The organism is Mycobacterium lacus, from assembly GCF_010731535.1.
GTDB classification, from domain to species: domain Bacteria; phylum Actinomycetota; class Actinomycetes; order Mycobacteriales; family Mycobacteriaceae; genus Mycobacterium; species Mycobacterium lacus.
In genome coordinates, this window is sequence record NZ_AP022581.1 from 4,331,692 (window position 1) to 4,349,768 (window position 18,077).

Consider the following 18,077-nt stretch of genomic DNA (forward strand, 5'->3'; position numbering starts at 1 on the left):
GCTCGTGAAGGGAATTGGTCGATGACGTACTTGATGACGCAACCCCAGCTGGTGGCCGAGGCCGCAGCAAACGTGGCGGGCATTCGTTCGGCGATCGACGCGGCCAGCGCGGCGGCGGCTGGCCCGACAACCGGCCTGGTGGCGGCGGCCGCCGACGAGGTGTCGGCGGCTACCGCGTCGCTGTTTGGCGCGTACGGCCAGGAATATCAGGCGATCATCAGGCAGGCGGCGGCCTTCCACGAGGAATTCGTTCGGGCGTTGGCCGCCGCCGGGATCGCCTACGCGGGGGCCGAGGCCGCCAACGCGGCGGCCGTGTCGGGCGCCCTGGGCGCGCTGACTGCGCCCGTCCAGTCGTTGCTCGGCGGAGCCGCGACGACGGGCGCGACCGGTGGGGGTGCGGTCGCGGCGCCGCTGGCCGCCGCGCCGCCGTACGATCTGGCCCTGATCATGACCGGCAGCGGCACGCCGATACCCTCGCCGGCCTACATGGCCAGCGTTCGCCCGTTCATCGACGCCAGTTTCATGGTGAACCCGCTGAACATACCCCTGAACACCCCCGAGGGGCTTTATCCGCTCACCGAAATCAAGGACCTGCCCCTCAACCAGTCGGTGACCCTCGGCGCACAAATGCTCGACAACGCGCTCTTTGGGCCCCAGGGGTTCATCACCAACGGACAAAGCGTTGCCGTCCTGGGCTACTCGCAGAGCGCCATCCTCTCCTCGATAGAGATGCGAAACCTCGCGGCCATGGGGAGCCCCAGCACGAACTTCCTCAGCTTCACCCTGCTGGGTAATCCGATGGCTGCCAACGGCGGCCTGCTGTCGCGCTTCCCGGGACTGTCCATGCCGGCGCTGGGTCTCGAGTTCTACGGGGCGACGCCGTCGAACACCGGTTACCCGCTCAGCCAATACACACTCCAATACGACGGATACGCCGACTTCCCCCAGTACCCGATCAATATCCTGGCCGACCTCAACGCCTTTTTGGGCATCCAGTACGTGCATAGCGACTATCCCGGCCTGGATCCGAACAATCTTCCCCCCGGCTACAACCTTGTCGAATTGCCGGTATCCCCGGGCAACAACGGCCTCGAGCACTACTACATGATCACCTACCCGAACCTTCCGCTCCTGGAGCCGCTACGGGCGATCCCGGTGATCGGCGATCCATTGGCGGATCTGGTCCAGCCCGACTTGACGTATCTGGTCAACCTCGGCTACGGCGACCCGCGCTACGGCTATTCGACCGGCTACGCCGACGTGCCCACACCGTTCGGGCTGTTCCCCTCGATCGACCCGATCGCCTTCGCGGGCCTTATGGTCAGCGGGGCCCAGCAGGGAGCCGGTGCCTTCGTGAGCGACATCCAGGCCATGGCGCCGGCATCGCTGCCCGACCTGCCGCTGGCGGGCCTTATGCAGACCGGCGGCGCGTCGACCCCATGGGCGCTACCCAGCCTGCCGCTGGCCACGGGCTCCCCGATCGACAACGCCATCGACGCCCTCCAGGCGGCAAACACGAACATCACCAACGCCATTTCGAGTGCGGCCTCCGACGCTTACGCCGTCGCGCTGCCCACAGCCGACATCGTGAACACCATGGTGACCGTCGTTCCGTCGTACAACATCAACCTCTTCCTGGAGGGGATCCAGCAACTAGCCAACGGTGACCCGGCCGGGATCGTCAACGCGTTCGGCTATCCGATCGCCGCTGACGTGGCGCTGTTCACGCTCGCCGGCGGTTTCGAATTCGCGGTGCTCTTGTATGCCGTCGAAGACGTTATCGGCGATCTCACGGGTGCCGCCTAACGGCGCCTAGGGTTCGAGGACGAGCTTTCCGAGCACACCGCCTTCGTCGAGGCTGTGCAACGCGGCCTGGGCTTCCGACAGCGGATAACGCTGCGGCGGTGGCGGTCTCAGCCCGAGGGAGACCAACTGGTTCAGGCCCGAGGAGAACAGGGCGGCCGAGCCGGGGACCCTGTTGAGGTACTCGCCCCACGCGGCGCCAATCACGCTGACATTGCTCAGCAGCAGGCGGTTGACCTGAAGGGAGGGAATGGCGCCCGCGGCGAATCCGATCACCACCAGCTTGCCGTCGATCGCCAGCACACGCATCGCGTCGTCGAACGTCGGACCGCCGACGGGGTCGACGACGATGTCCACCCCCCGGCCGCGGGTGTGCTGACGCACCCGCTCGACCCAGCCCTGGGTCAACGGCAGCACCACGTCGGCGCCGAGGGCCGCGACATAGTCGATCCCGCCCTCGCGGTGCACGACGCCGATCACCTGGCTTGCGCCCATCGCTTTGGCGATCTGGACGGCCGCGGTGCCCACCCCGCCGGCAGCGCCCATCACCAGCACGGTGTCGCCCGGTCGCATCACCGCCCGACGAGTCAGGGCGAAGTACATCGTGTTGTAGTTCACCAGCAACGACACCGCTTCGGCATCGTCGAGTTCCACGGGGCTGCGCACCACGTTGGCCGCCGGGACGGCCACCTGCTCGGCATAGCAGCCGAGCACCCCGAACGCCGAAACCCGTTCGCCCACACGGAAATCGGCCTCGGGCGGCGCCGAAACCACGACCCCCGCCGTTTCCATGCCGGGCACGAACGGCGGCGGTAACTTCAGTTGGTACTCACCCTTGCTCAGCAGCAGGTCGGGGTAACACACGCCCGCGGCGCGTACTTGGATGACGACGTTGCCATCGTCACCGGTGACGTCGTCGATATCGGTGTACACGATGCCCGACGGGCCGGAAAGCTCTTTTACGACACAAGCTTTCATTTACCCTACAACGTGAAACCGGCTTTTTGTGCGCCGGATAGATCGGTGATCTCGGTCCACTGAGCCGCGACATCGGCCACCGTCGGCGGCTTCTCGAAATTAACGCCGTCGTTGCCGAACAACGCGACCCGCTGCACCTTGCCGCCGCCCACCACGAACACCGATCCGTTGTCGGCGCATTCCTCGGTGCACAGGTAGGCCACCACCGGCGCGACGAACTCGGGCGTGAGCTTCTCCAGCACCTCGGGTGGCATGATGTCCTGGGTCATCCGGGTGGCCGCGATCGGGGCGAGGGCATTGGCGTGGATGTTGTACTTGGCCCCCTCCAGCGCGAGCGTGTTGATCAGGCCGACCAGGCCGAGCTTGGCCGCCCCGTAGTTGGTCTGGCCGAAGTTGCCGAACAGCCCGCTGGTGGAGGTGGCGACGACGACCCGGCCGTAGCTCTGCTCCCGGAAGTGTGGCCACGCCGCGCGGATGACGTTGTACCCGCCGTAGAGGTGCACCTTGAGCACGGCGTCCCAGTTCTCGAAGGACATCTTGTGGAAGGTGCCGTCGCGCAGGATGCCGGCGTTGCTCACCACACCATGCACGGCGCCGAACTCGTCGAGCGCGGTCTTGATGATGTTCGCCGCGCCCGCGGGCTCGGCGACGCTGTCGTAGTTGGCGACCGCGCGCCCGCCCGCGTCGCGAATCTCGGCGACGACGTGGTCGGCCATCGCCGATCCGGAGCCCGTGCCGTCGCGGGCTCCGCCGAGGTCGTTCACCACGACGCTCGCGCCCTCGCGGGCGAGGGCAAGGGCGTATTCACGGCCCAAACCCCCACCGGCTCCGGTGACGGCGATGACGCGATCCTGCACTCCGGGCATCAGGTTCCTCTCTGCAGTTGTTTGCGTGGTCGGGGTCGAAACGTCAAAACAGCTTGCGCGCCAGCTTGAACGCCCGCTCGGTGTAGGGCGGGTAGATCATCTTCGAGAAGTCGGGCCGAGTCGGTTTCGTCAATACCGACTTGCGATGGCTGAACTCGTCGAACCCCCACTTGCCGTGGTAGGCACCCATGCCCGAGGCGCCGACGCCGCCGAACGGCAGCTTGGCTGTCGACACCTGGAAGGCCAGGTGGTTGACCAGCATGCCGCCCGCGGGCACCTCCTTGATGACCCGTTCCCGGGTTTCGCGCGATTTGGTGAACAGGTACGCCGACAGCGGCTTGGGCCGTGAGTTGACGAAACGTATTGCCTCGTCGAGGGATTGGACGGTGAGCACCGGCAGGATCGGTCCGAAGATCTCGTTTTTCATCAGCGGCCCCTCCGGATCGGGGTCGACGATCACGGTCGGTTGGATGCGCAGGCTCGACGCGTCGCACTTGCCGCCGAGGGCGACCTTGCTCTTCCCGTCGGCTTCCGCCGCGGAAATGTAACCGCTCAACCGGTCGAACTGGCGCCGGTTGACGATGCGCAACCCGCGCGGGTCGTCCTGGGACCGGAACTTGGTGATGGCGGCGCCGATCTTGCCGACAAGTTCGTCGCGGATCGTCGCGTCGGCCAGCACGTAGTCGGGTGCGACGCAGGTCTGGCCGGCGTTGAGCAATTTGATCCAGGCGATCCGCTTGGCCGCGACGTCCACGTCGGCGTCGGCCGCCACGATCACCGGGCTCTTGCCGCCGAGCTCGAGCGTGACCGGGGTCAGGTGCGGCGCCGCGCCCTCGTAGACCTTGCGGCCGATCTCGGTGCCGCCGGTGAACATGACGCGGTCCAGGCCCTGCGCGATCAGCGCCTGACTCACCGACCCGTCGCCCTCGATCACCGCGATCGCGTCGCGGTCGAGATACCGGGGTACCAGCTCGGCCATCAATCGTGACGACGCCGCGGCGATTTCGGAGGGCTTGAGGATGACGGCGTTTCCGGCGGCGATCGCCCCGACCGCCGGGCCGAGCGTCAGGTAGAACGGGTAGTTCCAGGCGCCGATGATCAGCACGGTGCCGTAGGGCTCGTATTCCACCCAGCCTCGCCCGGGCAGCTGTGGCGCCTCGAGCAGCTGGTATTTGCGGCGGGCCCACCTGTGCACCCTCTTGGCCGCGTATTTCGCCTCGGCGGCGGTCGTCGCGATGTCGGCGATGAATGCCTCAACCCGGTTGCGGTCGAGATCCTCGGCGAGCGCCTTGGCGATCGCGTCCTCGTTTTCCTCCATCAACTTCTGCAGCGCGAGCAGCTGCCGTTTACGCCACTCGATGCTGCGGGTGCGCCCGGAGGCGAAGGTCTTGCGAAGCCGAGCCACCGTCGCGGCGACGTCGGTCGACTGGGATGCACCGGACGTGGGTGCGGCTTGGGGCGGGGATTCGGTGGTCATCGTTGTCCTTCCTTCCCAGAGCCGCCCGCTGCTGTCCGCGCATGGGCGCCCATCGGCGATAACCGTGATCCTAGTCACCCGGCAGAGGCGGCAGTAGGACGGCGACAGGAAAGATCGCGTCGCGCAGAGCCCGCGGCTACAACCGCTCCGCGGTCACAAACTCGGCGAATGCGTCCTTGTCGTCAGCCATCGGCACGCCCTCGATCCAGCGGCCCACGCGGCGCATCTCGTCCGGCGCGCTGCAGGCCGTGGCCCGCCAACCGTGGTCGTTGAGCCACTCCGCGAGGATCGCGCGGTTTTCGTCGTGGTAGATCAGCTCCTGCACGTCGACGGTCTGTTCATGGCCGAGCGCGTCGGCCACCTTTTTGAACTGCTCGCGCATCTGTTGCCGCCGCTGGTCGCCGCGCAGGGGCGAGGTCTCGGCCGCGACCCGGCTGCCCGCGGGGCTCAGCTCGCCGATCCGGGCGAAGAGCTTGTCCTGCGCCTCGGCCGGCAGGTACATCAACAGCCCCTCGGCCAACCAGGCGGTGCGCGCCGTCGAGTCAAAACCCGCGGCACGCAGCGCGGCCGGCCAGTCCTGACGCAAGTCGATGGGCACCTCACGGCGAAGGGCCGTGGGCGTCACGCCGTTGTCCGTCAGCGTCTTGGACTTGTACTCCAGCACCTTGGGCTGATCGAGCTCGTACACGGTGGTACCGGCCGGCCAGTCCAGGCGGTACGCGCGGGAATCCAGTCCCGACGCCAGGATCACGACCTGGCGGATCCCATCGGTGACGGCGTTGGTGAAGTACGTGTCGAAGAAGTTTGTCCGCACCGCCTGGTAGCTGCGCAGGTGCTGGACGGTGGCCGCGGTTTCGGCGTCGAGGGCCTTCTCCACCTTGGTCACCATCGACGGGTCGAGCATCAGTTCCCACAGGACGTCGGCGCCGGCGTTGGCGACCAGGAGCTTGGCGTACGGGTCGCGGATCAACGCGTCGGGCCGGTCGGTTTCGACGGCCCGGGCGGCGGCCACCATGACCGCGGTGGTGCCAACGCTGGTCTTGATGTCCCAGGTGTCGTCGTGGGTGCGCATGCTGCTCATGTCGCGACCATGCTACCGAAAAAGTTAGGTAAGCTATGCGCTTTGTGCGCTACATCACTGCTCGATCGCGTGGCGTGCGGGATCGGGCGGGGGCCGCCACAGCGTGCCGGCCAGCAGCTGCTGCAATGACCCGGTGATGGCTTGCATCTGTCGGTGGCTCCCGACAAAGCCGAGATAGAACCCGACCCCGCACAGCACGACCAGCAACGTCTCGGCCAGCAACGGGACATCGACGTCGTCGGCGAGTTCGCCGCGCTCGATCGCATCGTTGACGGCCCAGACCAGAAATTCCCGACTCGTACGCACGGCGTCGTTTTCGGTTCGACTCAATTCCGGATGCCGCTGTGATTCCAGCACTGCGGTGGCCAGAAACGCCGTAGAGGAAGGATGCTGGGCATCAGCCTCCATCGCAAAGGCGACCATCACCGACAGCCGCCCCATCAGGGTGGGCTCGCGACGCGCGCGTTCGATGCCGGCCGCCACGACGAGTTCGTTGGTTTGTTCCACCACGTCCATGTACAGCGCCCGCTTGCTGGAGAAGTAGTGATTGATCGCGGGTCGGGTCAGGTCGGCGCGGACGGCGATCTCCTGGAAAGTCGCGCCGTCGTAACCACGTTCGCTGAACACCTGGCGTGCGGCGCGCACGATACGTTTCCGCGTCTCGTCTGCCCTCGCCGCCGGAGGACGACCCGGGCCTCGACTCGCCGTGAGCGGCATTGTTAAAGTGTGCCACCCCCAAAGGTCCGGCATCAGGGCGTTCGCGCAGATGCTACGGAACTTCCCAGTTTGGTAGTCCTCGAGCGCCTGGATCACCTCGGCCCGGGAGTTCATCACACACGGTCCGTGGTGAAATGCCGGCTCCCGAAGCGGCAGCTTCACCCATAGCTGGATGCCGTGGAAAAGGGCGCATCCTTTTCGATCTTGACGGACTTGATCTCGATACGTATCATGCCATCCCCGACTGTCAACCACCGCGTCGCGAGGCAACCGGACCCAAGTCCGATTATTCCCGGTTGCCATAGGATGGCTGGGTGCTTGAGGGGTCCGCACCGTGACCGACGAGTCGCCAGAAGAACCAGAGCCCGGGCCGGAACCGGGGACAGCCCCGCCCGAGGCCGCCGGCGGACGGTTCGGCGCTTCCATCAGGAACGCGGGCTACTTGCGCAAGTGGTTCCTGCTGGGAATCACGATCGGCGTGATCGCGGGCCTGGGAGCGGTGGTCTTCTACCTGGCGCTGCGGTACACCGGCGAATTTCTGCTCGGCTACCTGGCGGAATACCACGTCCCCACTCCCGTCGGGGAAGGCGGTGGCCGGGGGTCGGCCGGCTTCCCACGTGCGTGGGCGATTCCGTTGGTGACGACGGGTGGTGCGCTGCTGTCGGCGCTGATCGTGGCCAAGGTGGCCCCGGAGGCCACCGGTCACGGCACCGACGAAGCGATCGATGCGGTACACACCGATCCCCGCGCCATCCGTACGCGGGCGGTGCTGGTGAAGATGGTCGCCAGCGCGCTGACCATCGGCTCGGGCGGTTCAGCCGGCCGCGAGGGCCCGACGGCGCAGATCTCGGCCGGCTTCAGCTCGTTGCTGACCCGTCGGCTCGATCTGTCCGACGAGGACGGCCGGACCGCGGTGGCGCTGGGCATCGGCGCCGGCATCGGCGCCATCTTTGCCGCCCCGCTGGGCGGGGCGGTGCTGGCCGCGTCGATCGGCTACCGCGACGACTTCGACTACCGGGCCCTGCTGCCCGGTTTCATCACGGCCGGCACGGCATACGCCGTGCTCGGCGCATTCCTGGGCTTCGACCCGCTATTCGGCTACATCGATGCCGAGTATCGCTTCGAAAGAGCTTGGCCGCTGCTGTGGTTCGTGGTCATCGGCCTGGTCGCCGCCGCCGTCGGCTACCTGTACGCCCGCATCTTCCACGCGTCGGTGGCGGTCACCCACCGGCTTCCCGGCGGCCAAGTGCTCAAACCGGCGATCGGCGGATTGTTGGTCGGACTCTTAGGACTGCTGATCCCCCAGATCCTGAGCAGCGGCTACGGCTGGGCGCAGCTGGCCGCCGATCGGGGGTCGCTGATGGCGATCCCGTTGTGGATCATCGTCGTCCTGCCGATCGCCAAAATCCTCGCCACCTCGCTGTCGATCGGCACCGGCGGGTCCGGCGGGCTGTTTGGTCCCGGAATCGTCATCGGCGCCTTCGTCGGCGCCGCGACGTGGCGCCTGGGTGAGCTGTCCGGGCTGCCGGGGGTACCCGAGGCGCCGGGGATCTTCGTCGTCGTCGGGATGATGGCCTGTTTCGGCAGCGTCGCACGCGCGCCGCTGGCCATCATGATCATGGTCGCGGAGATGACCGGTTCGTTCTCCGTGGTGCCCGGAGCGATCATCGCGGTAGGGATCGCCTCGTTGCTGATGTCGCGCACGAACGTCACCATCTACGAGGCGCAGCGGCTGAACCGCGAGACCGCCGCGGCCGAACGCGCTCGTCGGGCCTGTGGCGGGGGCTGACTTGGCCGGGCCACGGCTAGAGCTGGCGGATCTTCTGCACCGGCAGCCGGGGCCCGCGGCGTGGTTCGTACGCCAGCCCACTGGCTTCGAGCAAACGGACCACTCGATGCCGGTGGGGTCGCATCGGTTCCAGCAGCTCGAGCATGCCGGCGTCGTCGACCGGACGGCCCAGCAGCGTCCAGCCGACCATCTTCGGAAGGTGGTAGTCGCCCAGCGACAGCGCGTCGGCGTCGCCGAACGCCCGTTGCGCGACCTCAGCCGCCGTCCACACCCCTACCCCGGGCAGCGACGTCAGCGCTTCGCGTGCCTGCGCCGCCGGCAACGAGACCAACCGTTCCAGCGACTCCGCCCGCCGCGCGCAGCCCACCACCGTCCGCGCCCGCCCCGGGTCCACATTGGCGCGGTGGAATTCCCAGGACGGGATGCGCCGCCACGCCTCGGCTGACGGCGGCACCCGCATCCCGTCCGGCGCCGGACCCGGGGCTGGCGTCCCGTGCCTGGAAACCAGCACGCGCCACGACCGAAACGCGTCGGCGCCGGGCACCCGCTGCTCGATGATCGCCGGGATCAGCGCTTCCACCACGCGTCCGCTGCGGCCCAGGCGCAAGTGCGGAACCCGTCGGCAGGCAGCGACCACCGTCGGGTCTCGCGGGACGAAATCCGAGGCGTCGTCGTCGGCGCCCAACATCGCCGGCAGCATGTCGATGAACTGCTGGGCGCCGTCGCCCCAGGCCACGCAGTGTGCCGCGGCGGACCCCGCGCGGCTGATCCGCGCGGTGACGGATCCGGTGGGCAGCAGGCTGGTCCGCCAGATGCTGCCGTCGCCGGTGACCCGGAAGCACGGATCACCGCGGCCGCGGCGCAGCGGTGCCAGGGTATGCCCGAAGCTGGCCGCCCCGGGGAATGAAACAGTGCGTGCGGTCTGCAACCCGATGACTCCTAATCCCCGTCAAATTGACCACGAACTATCTCGCAAGCCAGGATGGCGGTTGTGACGACGCCGTTCGACGACCCGCAGGCCGAACTGGCATGGATGTTTCTGCAGAGCCTCTGCGAAGGCGGGGATCTGGACGAGGGGTTCGCACTGCTCAGCGACGACTTCACTTACTGGAGCATCGTCACGCGCACCGCATTCGACAAGGCGACTTTGCGGGGAGCGGTGGAGCGACGCAAAAAGGCCTTCGAGGTCAACATCGAGTTCATCCGCTGCGTCAACGAGGGGGAGACGGTGGTGGTCGAGGGGCAGGTCGACGGCGTTACCGCCGACGGCACCCGATACGACAGCCCGTTCGTGTGCATCTTCGAGACCCGCGACGGCGTGATCGTGTCGCTGCGCGAATACAGCGACACGCAGGCCCTGGCGGAGGTGTATCCCGTAGGGGGAGCTACCGGGGAACGATGCTGACGTCGGCTTTGTCGGGGTAGAACGCCACATGCCCGGCGATCGCGGCGACCGCGGGATAGGGCCGTTCGTACGTCCAGATCACATCGTCGACGGTGTCGCCGGCCGCAGTGGTCACGCTGTAGTAGCTGGCTTCGCCCTTGAACGGGCAGTAGGTGCTGGTGTCCGTCCGGGTCAGCCGCTCTTGAACGACGTCGGCAAGCGGAATGTATTGCACCGCAGGCAAAGTGGCCTCTTGCAATGCCAGCGCCGCGGAGGTGTCGGCGACCAGTTCGCCGTTGACGCGAACCTGCACCCGCCCCTTGGTCGGCTCGATGGTGATCGGGTGCCCGGCATTGGGTTCTAAGACTTTCCGATGGCTCATGGGAGTTGCAACGCCTGGCGACCGTCAACATTCCCGGCGCCGCCCACTGGCCGGTCAGGGCATACCGAACGCGTAGCGATGATATTGCGCCATATTGGCCAGGGCGGGAACCAGCGACATGATTCTGCCCATCATCTGGTAAACCCACGGCAGTCGTCCGACGTTGTCGGATTCGAACCAGCGGAGCCAGGACAGCAGCCGGGTACCGGGCACGGCCTCGAGGATGTCCCCGGGTCCGTCGATGCCCCAGCGCAGCGTTGATCCCGATCGGCGCACCACGGCGTTCATCCATTGCGACTTGATGCCCAGCCGGTTGAACGCGTCGAACTGCAATTCGCCGGACGGGAAGCGATCGACCACCCGTCGCAACAGCGCAACGCCGTCCTGCTCGCTCAGGTACATGGTCAGCCCCTCACCGATCATCAGCGTGGGCCGGTCGTCGGGAATCTCGGCCAGCCAGGCCGGATCGGTGACCGACACCCCGATGACGTGGTAGTGCTCCGCAGCGGGGTAGAACCTGGTGCACAACTGGGCGACCTCGGGTTGGTCGACGTCGTACCACTGAACGTCCGGACCCGGCTGCAGCCGGAAGTATCGACTGTCCAGCCCGCAGCCTACGTGCAACACCACCGCCTTCGGGTGTACCGCAAGAAATTGCCGAGCCCAGGCGTCGAAGTGGGCCGCCCGGGTCGTCACCGATGCCGAATTGCGCGGCGTGATGGCGGTTTTCGACCAGTCGTAGTCGATGCGCGCGACGGTCTCTTTGGCGTACCGATCGCCCAGAATCGGGCTCGGCAGGTCGGCATCGAGCGCCCTGGCGTACAGCGTCGCCAGCATGGTCTGCGAGGGTCCGCGGAGGTCGACGTGAACCCGGTCCACGTGCGCGAGCCTATTCGAATTGGGTTGCCGCGCTATTTCTTGCTGGTCTTGCGCATCGCGGCCCAGAAGCGGGCGGCCTCGCGGATCGATTCCTCGACCGGGCGGGGCTGCCAGCCCAACTCGCGGACGGCCTTGCCGTGATCGACGTCGGCTTCGGCGCGCATCATCCGCACCGATGCCAGGCTCAGTTCGGCGTCCTTGCCGGTGAGCCGGGCCCTCAGGCTGCCCACCGCGCCCAGCGCGTAGAGCATGGGTAGCGAGATCGACCGCCGCGGCGGCGGCACGCCGGCCTCATCCGCCGCGATCCGCACGACGTCTTTCAACCGGATCATGCGTTCCGAGACGAGGTAGCGCTCGCCGTTACGACCGCGTTCGGCGGCCAGGATCAGCGCCCGGGCGGCATCGTCGACTCCGACGGCCTCCAGTTGGATGCCGTTCATCTGGAACGGCAGCTTGCCGAAGACCGCGCCGGCGATGAAGGCGCCGTGCGGGGTTCGGCCCCAGTCCCCGCTGCCGTAGGTCGTCGAAACGCACATCGCGACGGCGGGCAGACCGTGGTTGGCGACGTAGTCCATCACCAAATCCTCGGCCGCAACCCGGGATTGAACGTACGGCGTCACCTTGCGGGTGTCTACCCGGTCGGGTTCGGTGGCCACATGCCCGGGGCGGCGGCCAACCGTCGCATAGGTGCTGGTGAAGACGAACCTGCGCAGGCCAGCGTCCTTGGCCACATCGAGGACGTTGCGCACGCCTTCCACGTTGGTGCGAAACAGCGGCGCCGGGTCGCGCAACCACGCGCGGGTGTCGACGACGCAGTGGTACACGTCGTCGCAGCCGTCCATCGCCTCGGCCACGGTGGCGGTGTCGAACACGTCGCCATAAAAGCGCGTACATCGGGTCAGGTCGTCGATGCCGCGGGTGTTGGCGGTCGGGCGCACCATCACCCGCACCTGTGCGCCGTCGGCAACGAGCTGGCGGGTCACATGCGAGCCCAGGAAGCCATTCGCGCCGATGACCAACTTGGGTTTCGTGTTCACTGTTGCCCGCCGTTCTCGCGCAACCACCGTGCGGCGTCCGCGTCCAGCGTGCCCAGTTCCTGCGCCCTGCGGCACCACTTCAGCGCCGCCTTGAGGAAGCGCAACGGGTTGTAGATGTCCTCCTGACGGCACCACCGGCCGTCGCCGGCATACGTGATGATCGAGATGTTCGTCGCGCCGATCACGCTGCCATCGCCGGGGTCGCGCATCGGGTTGTCCAATTCACAGATGATCCGCCCGGTGGACTCGTCGATGACCGACCACAACGACGGAAACGCCACCATGTGACTGCCCGGGAAGGTCGTCATCGTTTGCTGGATCCAGGCCCGCACCTGCTCGCGGCCCCGCATGGTGCCCGCCGCATGCTCGATGTACTCGACGTCGGGCGTGTACTGCTCGACCCAGGCGTCCCAGTCCCGCGTCTCGGCGGCGCGGGCGACCGTCCGCTCGAACCTCTCGAACGCGGCCGACAGTTCGCCGCGGGAAAACGCCGGGCGGCTCACGCGCCGTTACACCTCATCGGCGGAGTGTAGCCTGGGCACCATCATCGGATGGCAGGCCGGTAAGGAGGGCACCACGTGGCAAGCGCCCGCAAAGCGATCCTCGCCGGCGGCTGCTTCTGGGGAATGCAGGACCTGATCCGCAGGCAGCCCGGGGTGATCTCCACCCGCGTCGGCTACAGCGGCGGCGACACCCCCAACGCGACCTACCGCAACCACGGCACGCACGCCGAGGCCGTCGAGATCGTCTACGACCCCGCCGTTACCGATTACCGGACGCTGCTGGAGTTCTTCTTCCAAATCCACGATCCGACAACGAAGAACCGGCAGGGCAACGACCGGGGGACCAGCTACCGGTCCGCCATCTTCTACCTCGACGACGAGCAAAGGCGAATCGCGCTGGACACCATCGCCGACGTCGAGGCGTCCGGGCTATGGCCCGCAAGTGTGGTGACCGAGGTCAGCCCGGCCGGCGACTTCTGGGAGGCCGAGCCCGAGCATCAGGACTACCTGCAGCGCTACCCCAACGGGTACACCTGCCACTACGTCCGCCCCGGCTGGAAGCTGCCCCGACGGGCAACGACGACACCGACCCTGAACTGACGGCGGGCTTCGCCTCTGGATTCGGGCGCTGAACGCAGACTCGACGCCGTCACCGCAGCCTCGATCGCGCGCCGGCGAGGCTACCCGCGTTGGCGGCGACGCACCACGACCCGGCCGCCGTCCTTCGGGGTGTAGGCAACACCCCGGGAGTGCATCCGCTCCCCCGGCGCCGTGGTGGTCTCGATGGTGAAGTCGCGCAACACCGTTCGCAGCACCACATCCATCTCCATGTTGGCGAACGCGGACCCCACACAACGACGGGTGCCGCCGCCGAACGGGATCCAGGCGAAAGCCGACGGCTTGGTTCCGATGTAGCGGTACGGGTCGAAGCGATCCGGATCGGGGAAGACGTCGGGGTCGTCGTGTATCTCCGCGATGCTGACGATGATCGAATACCCGTGGGGAACCGCCCACTCGCCCAATTGGTAGACCGGAGGGTAAACGCGACGAGCTGCGAAATCGATAACGGTTCTGGCCCGTTGGACTTCGAGGATCGTCGCTTGACGCAGCTCCTGGCCACCGTTATCGGCCTCCTCGACCAGGGCAGCCAGCACGTCCGGATGCCTGGTAATCCGCTCGAACGCCCAGCCCAGGGTGGCTGCGGTGGTTTCGTGTCCGGCGGCCAGCAGCGTCAGCAGTTCGTCGCCAATGTCCTTGCGCGACATCCTTGAACCATCGTCGTAGGTGCTGCGCAGCATCAGCGCCAGCACGTCGGTCCGATCGGCGAAGTTCGGGTCCGCGCGCTCGGACTCGATCAGCTTGTCGATGATGAGGTCGTATTGGCGCCGCCACTCGGCCAGTCGGCCCCACGGGCTGTGGCGGCCATAGGTCCGTTGCGGCATCGGCAGCACGGCCATTCGCGAACCCAGGGTGACCCACGGCGGGATGACCCGGCGCAGCTCGTCGAGTTCGGTGCCGCCGGCCCCGAAGACCGCGCGCAGGATGGCGTTGAGCGTGATGTGCATCATCGACGGCAACGTTGCGAACGGCCGCCCCTCCGGCCAATCGGCGGTCTCGCGCAGGGTCTCCTCTTCGATGATGGCCTCGTAATTTTTGATGCCCTTGCCGTGGAACGGCGCCGCCAGCAGCCGTCGCCGACGGCGATGATCGTCACCGTCGAGCCCGAACACCGAACCGGAGCCGAACAGCCGGCTCAGGTTGGGCTGGATGTTGGCCAATACCTCTGGGCTGGTGGTGAAGATCTGCTTGGCCAGCTGGGTGTCACACACCACCACGATGCGGCCGTAGACCGGGACGTTCAGCGCAAAGACCTTGCCGTAACGGCGAGCGCACCATCGAAACATCGACTGCCGCGCCGTCGCAAAAGCCAGGCCCTGGACCGGTTTTGGAACTCGGACCGCGGGGGGCAACCTGAGTTCGGGCGGTGCCGGCGCATCGGTGATTGCTTGACTCATCGACGTATCGCTCCCAACGTCTGCCCCGACTGTTCAGAGTCGAGCGCGGCCTGGTACCACCGTGTACCACGGGCTCATCACGGTACGGTACTCTTTGGTACCAAGGCTGACAAGACTGGGTTCATGAGAGGGGCCGCCACGATGACGTCAGCGACGGCAGCGGCCGCCGACGCGGTCCTCGACGATGGCGATCCGTTTCGGTCGCGGCTGCTCGACGGCCTGGCCGCCTCGATCGACGAGCGTGGTTACCGCGCCACCACCGTCGCCGACATCGTCCGCCACGCACGCACCTCGAAGCGCACCTTCTACGACCAGTTCGCGAGCAAGGAACAGTGCTTTCAGGAGCTATTGCTGGCCGACAACGAGACGCTGGCCAAGAGCATCCGGGCGGCGGTCGATCCCGACGCCGACTGGCAGCGGCAGATTCGGCAAGCGGTCGAGGCATTCGTCAGCCATATCGAGTCGCGGCCGGCCCTCACACTGAGCTGGATTCGTGAGCTGCCGCCGCTCGGCGACGTCGCGCGTCCCGTCCAGCGCCGCGGGACGGAACTGCTGACCGGCCTGCTGATCGAGCTCAGCGCGAGCGCCGGGTTCCGGCGGGCGGATCTGCCGCCGCTGAATATGCCGCTGGCGGTGATCCTGCTGGGCGGGCTGCGGGAACTGACCGCGGTTGCCGTCGAAGACGGACGACCCGTGCGGGAGATCGTCGAGCCGGCCGTCGATGCGTCGATCGCGTTGCTCGGCCCTCGCCACTAGGCTCGTCGCGAACCGTCGACTTCAGGAGGCCTGCGATGCGGCTATCGACCCGGAACCAGCTCAGGGGCACGATCACCGAGGTCAACCTCGGCAGCGTGATGGCGATCGTCAAAGTCAAGCTCGACGGCGGAGATCAGGTCGTCACGTCCTCGGTCACCAAGGATGCCGCAATCGACTTGGGCCTCAAGGTCGGTCAGCCCGCCACCGTATTCATCAAGTCCACCCAAGTCACGATCGGGGTCGAGTAACAGTCGTTCACGTTTCGATGTGAAGGAAGGCCCGGACCCGGTCCAGCACCAGCTCGGGTCGCTGCTCGATGATCCAATGGCCGACGCCGTCGACCAGTTCAACCTCGAAATCGCTTGCGCGGTCCTCATATCCGCGCAGCAGGTTGGGCGTGAGCACCGGATCGCCGGTGCCGTGCAGCCAGCGCACCGGAACGTCGACTCGAGCGTCATCGTATTCACCGAGCATCCAGCGCAGCATCTCCGAAGTCTGAAAGGTGCGATACCACCGCGAGCCGGCAACCGCGTGCCCAGGCTGGCGCATGCGATCGACGTAGATCCGCACATCCTCGTCGGGCACGCTGAACCCGCCACCCACCCAGGACGCCAACATCCGGAAGTAGCGGGCCTTGGGATCGGCGATCAGCCGGGGGCCGATCACCGGCAGCGACATCGGGATTTGGTACCAGAACCGCCACAGGTGCCGGAGCGTCCCGAGGTCGCGGCGCACCCACGGCGCCGAGGTATTCAGCCCGAAGAATCCGGTCACCTTCGCGGGATGACGCAGCATCATGATGAATGCGATGGGTCCGCCCCAGTCGTGCGCGACGAGTTTGACCGATTCGACGCCCAACCGGTCCAGCACCGCGGCGAGATCGTCGGCCATCTCGCTCTTCAGATACCGCGAGCGGGGCGCCGAACTCCAACCGGCGCCGCGCAGGTCGGGACACAGCACGCGGTAGCCGTCGGCGGCCAGCGGGCCGATCAGCTCGTGCCACTCCCACCAGTTCTCCGGGAAACCGTGCACCAGCATCACCGCCGGCCCATCCGCCGGGCCGGCGTCCGCCACGTGGATCGTGACGCCGTCGCCGACATCGACATACCTGTGTTCGACGCCTTCCAGGGCGGGCATTGTGGTCATGCTGGCAGGCTATGCCAGGAACCGCTCGACATAGGGCGCGAACCGGGCACGCAGGTTCCCCTCGGTGAGCCCGAACATCGCACACGACGTTTCGACGCTGCCCAGCCGGCCGCGCCGGTGGCCCGACAGATAGTCGGCGGTGGCCGTGCGTACTGCTTCGGTGAACGGTTCGCCGGCCAGGGCGTACACCCGCTCAGCGACACCGAATTCGTTGGCCATGAAGTCATCGAAACGGACATCGATCGAACGGTCCGGGCCGATGGTGTCCCGGTCACCGATGAGTGCGATGAGCATCCGTTCGAGACGCTCGATCCAGTAATCCGCGATCCGCTCGACCGGAACCGGTGAGCGGTGCATGCGGGCGGAGTAGGTGATCATCGCGATCATCGACAGCGCCACCGGCACCGGGTCGCGGTGCGTGAACACGACAATGCTGTCGGGGAAGACACGATCGAGCACCGGCACCTGCTCGAGGTGCTGGGGCGACTTGAGCAGCCAGCGCCGCCCGCCGCGCAGAAACTGCATCGCCTTGAGCTGCCGGGCGAGGTATTCGTAGTGGGGCGTCTGGTCGTGGGCTTGGTAGTAGTCGCGCCAGCGAGGCACGTCGGCGAGCGTCTCGAAGAGCATCGTCGAGAAGTCGTTGGCCAGCAGCTGGATCTCCTCGTGGACGTGATCGGTGGTCATCTCGTGCATGAGTGCGAAATGCGGCATCACCGTGTTGATCACCCCGACCGCGACGTCCGTCCGCGTCCGCCGTGGATCGGGCTCGGCTGCAGCCTCGGCCGGCAACGGGAATGGCTCGACGCTTTCCCAGTACGGCATCGTGCGGAAGGTGGGCGCTGCCGCCAGCATGTTGTGCAGGTGGGTGGTGCCGGTGCGGGGTAGCCCCGCGATCACCACCGGCGATCGCAGTTCGATGTCGTCGATCTCCGGATGGCGGCGCAGCAGGTCGGTCAGCAGCAGCCGGTTCTTGAGCAACTGCAGCAGTTGCGCGTAGAAGTTGACCGCGCCGGCGTCGTGCAGCCCGTCGACGTCACGCAGCGCGGCGAGGTAGACATCGAGTCGTTCTCGGTAGTCTCCCGGACCGAAATCGTGCAGGCCGGTGTCGGCACTGGCGCGCGCGTGCAGCGCCTCGGCATCCAGCGGGCAATTGGGCGCCATCGCGGCCATCATGTCCAGGATCTGCCGGGCCTCGGCGCCGAATCGCGGCCGGGCGAGGTCGTCGAGGCGGACTTGCGTCACGCCGACTTATGTTACTCTGAGT

Annotated in this window: 19 protein-coding genes and 1 pseudogene; 6 read left to right on the top strand and 14 right to left on the bottom strand. The window is 67.0% G+C overall.

From position 1 onward, the window contains the following. Nucleotides 1–21: 21 nt before the first annotated feature. Nucleotides 22–1,806, top strand: a complete 1,785-nt coding sequence (locus G6N24_RS19955) for a PE-PPE domain-containing protein (RefSeq protein WP_085162831.1) — start codon at nucleotides 22–24, stop codon at nucleotides 1,804–1,806. Between the two features lie 6 nt (nucleotides 1,807–1,812). Here the strand turns inward: G6N24_RS19955 and G6N24_RS19960 are convergent, their stop codons facing one another. The 6 genes and pseudogenes from G6N24_RS19960 to G6N24_RS25940 all read right to left on the bottom strand — a co-directional run. Further along, nucleotides 1,813–2,781 carry an NADPH:quinone oxidoreductase family protein gene (locus tag G6N24_RS19960; RefSeq protein WP_085162796.1) on the bottom strand — a complete coding sequence of 323 codons (969 nt, stop codon included), beginning with the start codon at nucleotides 2,779–2,781 and terminating at the stop codon, nucleotides 1,813–1,815. A 5-nt stretch (nucleotides 2,782–2,786) separates the two neighbouring features. Next, nucleotides 2,787–3,647 carry an SDR family oxidoreductase gene (locus tag G6N24_RS19965; protein ID WP_085162797.1) on the bottom strand — a complete coding sequence of 287 codons (861 nt, stop codon included), beginning with the start codon at nucleotides 3,645–3,647 and terminating at the stop codon, nucleotides 2,787–2,789. A 43-nt stretch (nucleotides 3,648–3,690) separates the two neighbouring features. Continuing rightward, nucleotides 3,691–5,124: an aldehyde dehydrogenase family protein gene (locus tag G6N24_RS19970; protein WP_085162798.1), complete on the bottom strand. Its 1,434-nt coding sequence runs from the start codon at nucleotides 5,122–5,124 to the stop codon at nucleotides 3,691–3,693. 136 nt (nucleotides 5,125–5,260) lie between these two features. Further along, nucleotides 5,261–6,196: a class I SAM-dependent methyltransferase gene (locus G6N24_RS19975; RefSeq protein WP_139822620.1), complete on the bottom strand. Its 936-nt coding sequence runs from the start codon at nucleotides 6,194–6,196 to the stop codon at nucleotides 5,261–5,263. Between the two features lie 63 nt (nucleotides 6,197–6,259). After that, the gene (locus G6N24_RS19980; RefSeq protein ID WP_169716107.1) at nucleotides 6,260–6,922 is read right to left on the bottom strand and encodes a TetR/AcrR family transcriptional regulator; all 663 of its coding nucleotides are present in this window, start codon (nucleotides 6,920–6,922) and stop codon (nucleotides 6,260–6,262) included. A gap of 102 nt (nucleotides 6,923–7,024) precedes the next feature. Then, nucleotides 7,025–7,348 (bottom strand): annotated as a pseudogene (locus G6N24_RS25940) (hypothetical protein); the annotation flags it as partial. Here G6N24_RS25940 and G6N24_RS19985 point away from each other — a divergent pair. Continuing rightward, on the top strand, nucleotides 7,257–8,711 hold the full coding sequence (locus tag G6N24_RS19985; protein WP_085162801.1) for a chloride channel protein: 1,455 nt from the start codon (nucleotides 7,257–7,259) through the stop codon (nucleotides 8,709–8,711). The pseudogene G6N24_RS25940 and the gene G6N24_RS19985 overlap by 92 nt on opposite strands. A 16-nt stretch (nucleotides 8,712–8,727) precedes the next feature. Here G6N24_RS19985 and G6N24_RS19990 read toward each other — a convergent pair whose 3' ends face one another. Next, complete coding sequence (locus tag G6N24_RS19990; protein ID WP_085162802.1) at nucleotides 8,728–9,639, bottom strand: DNA-3-methyladenine glycosylase family protein; 912 nt, start codon at nucleotides 9,637–9,639, stop codon at nucleotides 8,728–8,730. A gap of 54 nt (nucleotides 9,640–9,693) precedes the next feature. Between G6N24_RS19990 and G6N24_RS19995 the strand changes: the two genes are divergently transcribed. Next, nucleotides 9,694–10,116: a nuclear transport factor 2 family protein gene (locus tag G6N24_RS19995; RefSeq protein WP_139822618.1), complete on the top strand. Its 423-nt coding sequence runs from the start codon at nucleotides 9,694–9,696 to the stop codon at nucleotides 10,114–10,116. Here the strand turns inward: G6N24_RS19995 and G6N24_RS20000 are convergent. The 4 genes from G6N24_RS20000 to G6N24_RS20015 all read right to left on the bottom strand — a co-directional run bounded on the left by G6N24_RS20000 (nucleotide 10,097) and on the right by G6N24_RS20015 (nucleotide 12,896). Then, the gene (locus tag G6N24_RS20000) at nucleotides 10,097–10,477 is read right to left on the bottom strand and encodes a DUF427 domain-containing protein (RefSeq protein WP_085162803.1); all 381 of its coding nucleotides are present in this window, start codon (nucleotides 10,475–10,477) and stop codon (nucleotides 10,097–10,099) included. The genes G6N24_RS19995 and G6N24_RS20000 overlap by 20 nt on opposite strands. A 54-nt stretch (nucleotides 10,478–10,531) precedes the next feature. Then, complete coding sequence (locus G6N24_RS20005) at nucleotides 10,532–11,314, bottom strand: class I SAM-dependent methyltransferase (RefSeq protein WP_085162833.1); 783 nt, start codon at nucleotides 11,312–11,314, stop codon at nucleotides 10,532–10,534. A 74-nt stretch (nucleotides 11,315–11,388) separates the two neighbouring features. Further along, a complete protein-coding gene (locus G6N24_RS20010) occupies nucleotides 11,389–12,393 on the bottom strand; it encodes an NAD-dependent epimerase/dehydratase family protein (protein ID WP_085162804.1) in 1,005 nt (334 codons plus the stop codon). Beyond that, nucleotides 12,390–12,896: a nuclear transport factor 2 family protein gene (locus G6N24_RS20015; protein ID WP_085162805.1), complete on the bottom strand. Its 507-nt coding sequence runs from the start codon at nucleotides 12,894–12,896 to the stop codon at nucleotides 12,390–12,392. Before G6N24_RS20015 ends, G6N24_RS20010 begins: the two co-directional genes overlap by 4 nt. A 75-nt stretch (nucleotides 12,897–12,971) precedes the next feature. On the opposite strand from G6N24_RS20015, the gene msrA reads away from it, so the two are divergent. Further along, entirely contained in the window at nucleotides 12,972–13,496 is a 525-nt protein-coding gene (msrA, locus tag G6N24_RS20020) for a peptide-methionine (S)-S-oxide reductase MsrA (protein ID WP_085162806.1), read from the top strand. Nucleotides 13,497–13,576: 80 nt separating this feature from the next. Here the strand turns inward: msrA and G6N24_RS20025 are convergent, their stop codons facing one another. Beyond that, nucleotides 13,577–14,911 carry a cytochrome P450 gene (locus G6N24_RS20025; protein WP_085162807.1) on the bottom strand — a complete coding sequence of 445 codons (1,335 nt, stop codon included), beginning with the start codon at nucleotides 14,909–14,911 and terminating at the stop codon, nucleotides 13,577–13,579. Between the two features lie 141 nt (nucleotides 14,912–15,052). On the opposite strand from G6N24_RS20025, the gene G6N24_RS20030 reads away from it, so the two are divergent. Together G6N24_RS20030 and G6N24_RS20035 are read left to right on the top strand one after the other, a co-directional pair. Beyond that, nucleotides 15,053–15,667, top strand: coding sequence for a TetR/AcrR family transcriptional regulator (locus G6N24_RS20030; RefSeq protein ID WP_085162808.1), 615 nt, complete (start codon nucleotides 15,053–15,055; stop codon nucleotides 15,665–15,667). A 35-nt stretch (nucleotides 15,668–15,702) separates the two neighbouring features. Next, complete coding sequence (locus G6N24_RS20035) at nucleotides 15,703–15,915, top strand: TOBE domain-containing protein (protein ID WP_085162809.1); 213 nt, start codon at nucleotides 15,703–15,705, stop codon at nucleotides 15,913–15,915. 7 nt (nucleotides 15,916–15,922) lie between these two features. On the opposite strand, the gene G6N24_RS20040 is transcribed toward G6N24_RS20035, so the two are convergent. Together G6N24_RS20040 and G6N24_RS20045 are read right to left on the bottom strand one after the other, a co-directional pair. Further along, entirely contained in the window at nucleotides 15,923–16,813 is an 891-nt protein-coding gene (locus G6N24_RS20040) for an alpha/beta fold hydrolase (protein ID WP_085162810.1), read from the bottom strand. A 9-nt stretch (nucleotides 16,814–16,822) separates the two neighbouring features. Beyond that, nucleotides 16,823–17,986, bottom strand: a complete 1,164-nt coding sequence (locus tag G6N24_RS20045) for a sulfotransferase family protein (protein WP_085162834.1) — start codon at nucleotides 17,984–17,986, stop codon at nucleotides 16,823–16,825. Nucleotides 17,987–18,077: the final 91 nt, after the last annotated feature.

Bases quoted from the DNA above. Each gene is read 5' to 3' on its own strand.
- G6N24_RS19955 (WP_085162831.1), top strand. From the start codon at position 22: ATGACGTACTTGATGACGCAACCCCAGCTGGTGGCCGAGGCCGCAGCA.
- G6N24_RS19960 (WP_085162796.1), bottom strand. From the start codon at position 2,781: ATGAAAGCTTGTGTCGTAAAAGAGCTTTCCGGCCCGTCGGGCATCGTG.
- G6N24_RS19965 (WP_085162797.1), bottom strand. From the start codon at position 3,647: ATGCCCGGAGTGCAGGATCGCGTCATCGCCGTCACCGGAGCCGGTGGG.
- G6N24_RS19970 (WP_085162798.1), bottom strand. From the start codon at position 5,124: ATGACCACCGAATCCCCGCCCCAAGCCGCACCCACGTCCGGTGCATCC.
- G6N24_RS19975 (WP_139822620.1), bottom strand. From the start codon at position 6,196: ATGCGCACCCACGACGACACCTGGGACATCAAGACCAGCGTTGGCACC.
- G6N24_RS19980 (WP_169716107.1), bottom strand. From the start codon at position 6,922: ATGCCGCTCACGGCGAGTCGAGGCCCGGGTCGTCCTCCGGCGGCGAGG.
- G6N24_RS19995 (WP_139822618.1), top strand. From the start codon at position 9,694: ATGGCGGTTGTGACGACGCCGTTCGACGACCCGCAGGCCGAACTGGCA.
- G6N24_RS20000 (WP_085162803.1), bottom strand. From the start codon at position 10,477: ATGAGCCATCGGAAAGTCTTAGAACCCAATGCCGGGCACCCGATCACC.
- G6N24_RS20005 (WP_085162833.1), bottom strand. From the start codon at position 11,314: ATGCTGGCGACGCTGTACGCCAGGGCGCTCGATGCCGACCTGCCGAGC.
- G6N24_RS20025 (WP_085162807.1), bottom strand. From the start codon at position 14,911: ATGAGTCAAGCAATCACCGATGCGCCGGCACCGCCCGAACTCAGGTTG.
- G6N24_RS20030 (WP_085162808.1), top strand. From the start codon at position 15,053: ATGACGTCAGCGACGGCAGCGGCCGCCGACGCGGTCCTCGACGATGGC.
- G6N24_RS20035 (WP_085162809.1), top strand. From the start codon at position 15,703: ATGCGGCTATCGACCCGGAACCAGCTCAGGGGCACGATCACCGAGGTC.
- G6N24_RS20040 (WP_085162810.1), bottom strand. From the start codon at position 16,813: ATGACCACAATGCCCGCCCTGGAAGGCGTCGAACACAGGTATGTCGAT.
- G6N24_RS20045 (WP_085162834.1), bottom strand. From the start codon at position 17,986: ATGATGGCCGCGATGGCGCCCAATTGCCCGCTGGATGCCGAGGCGCTG.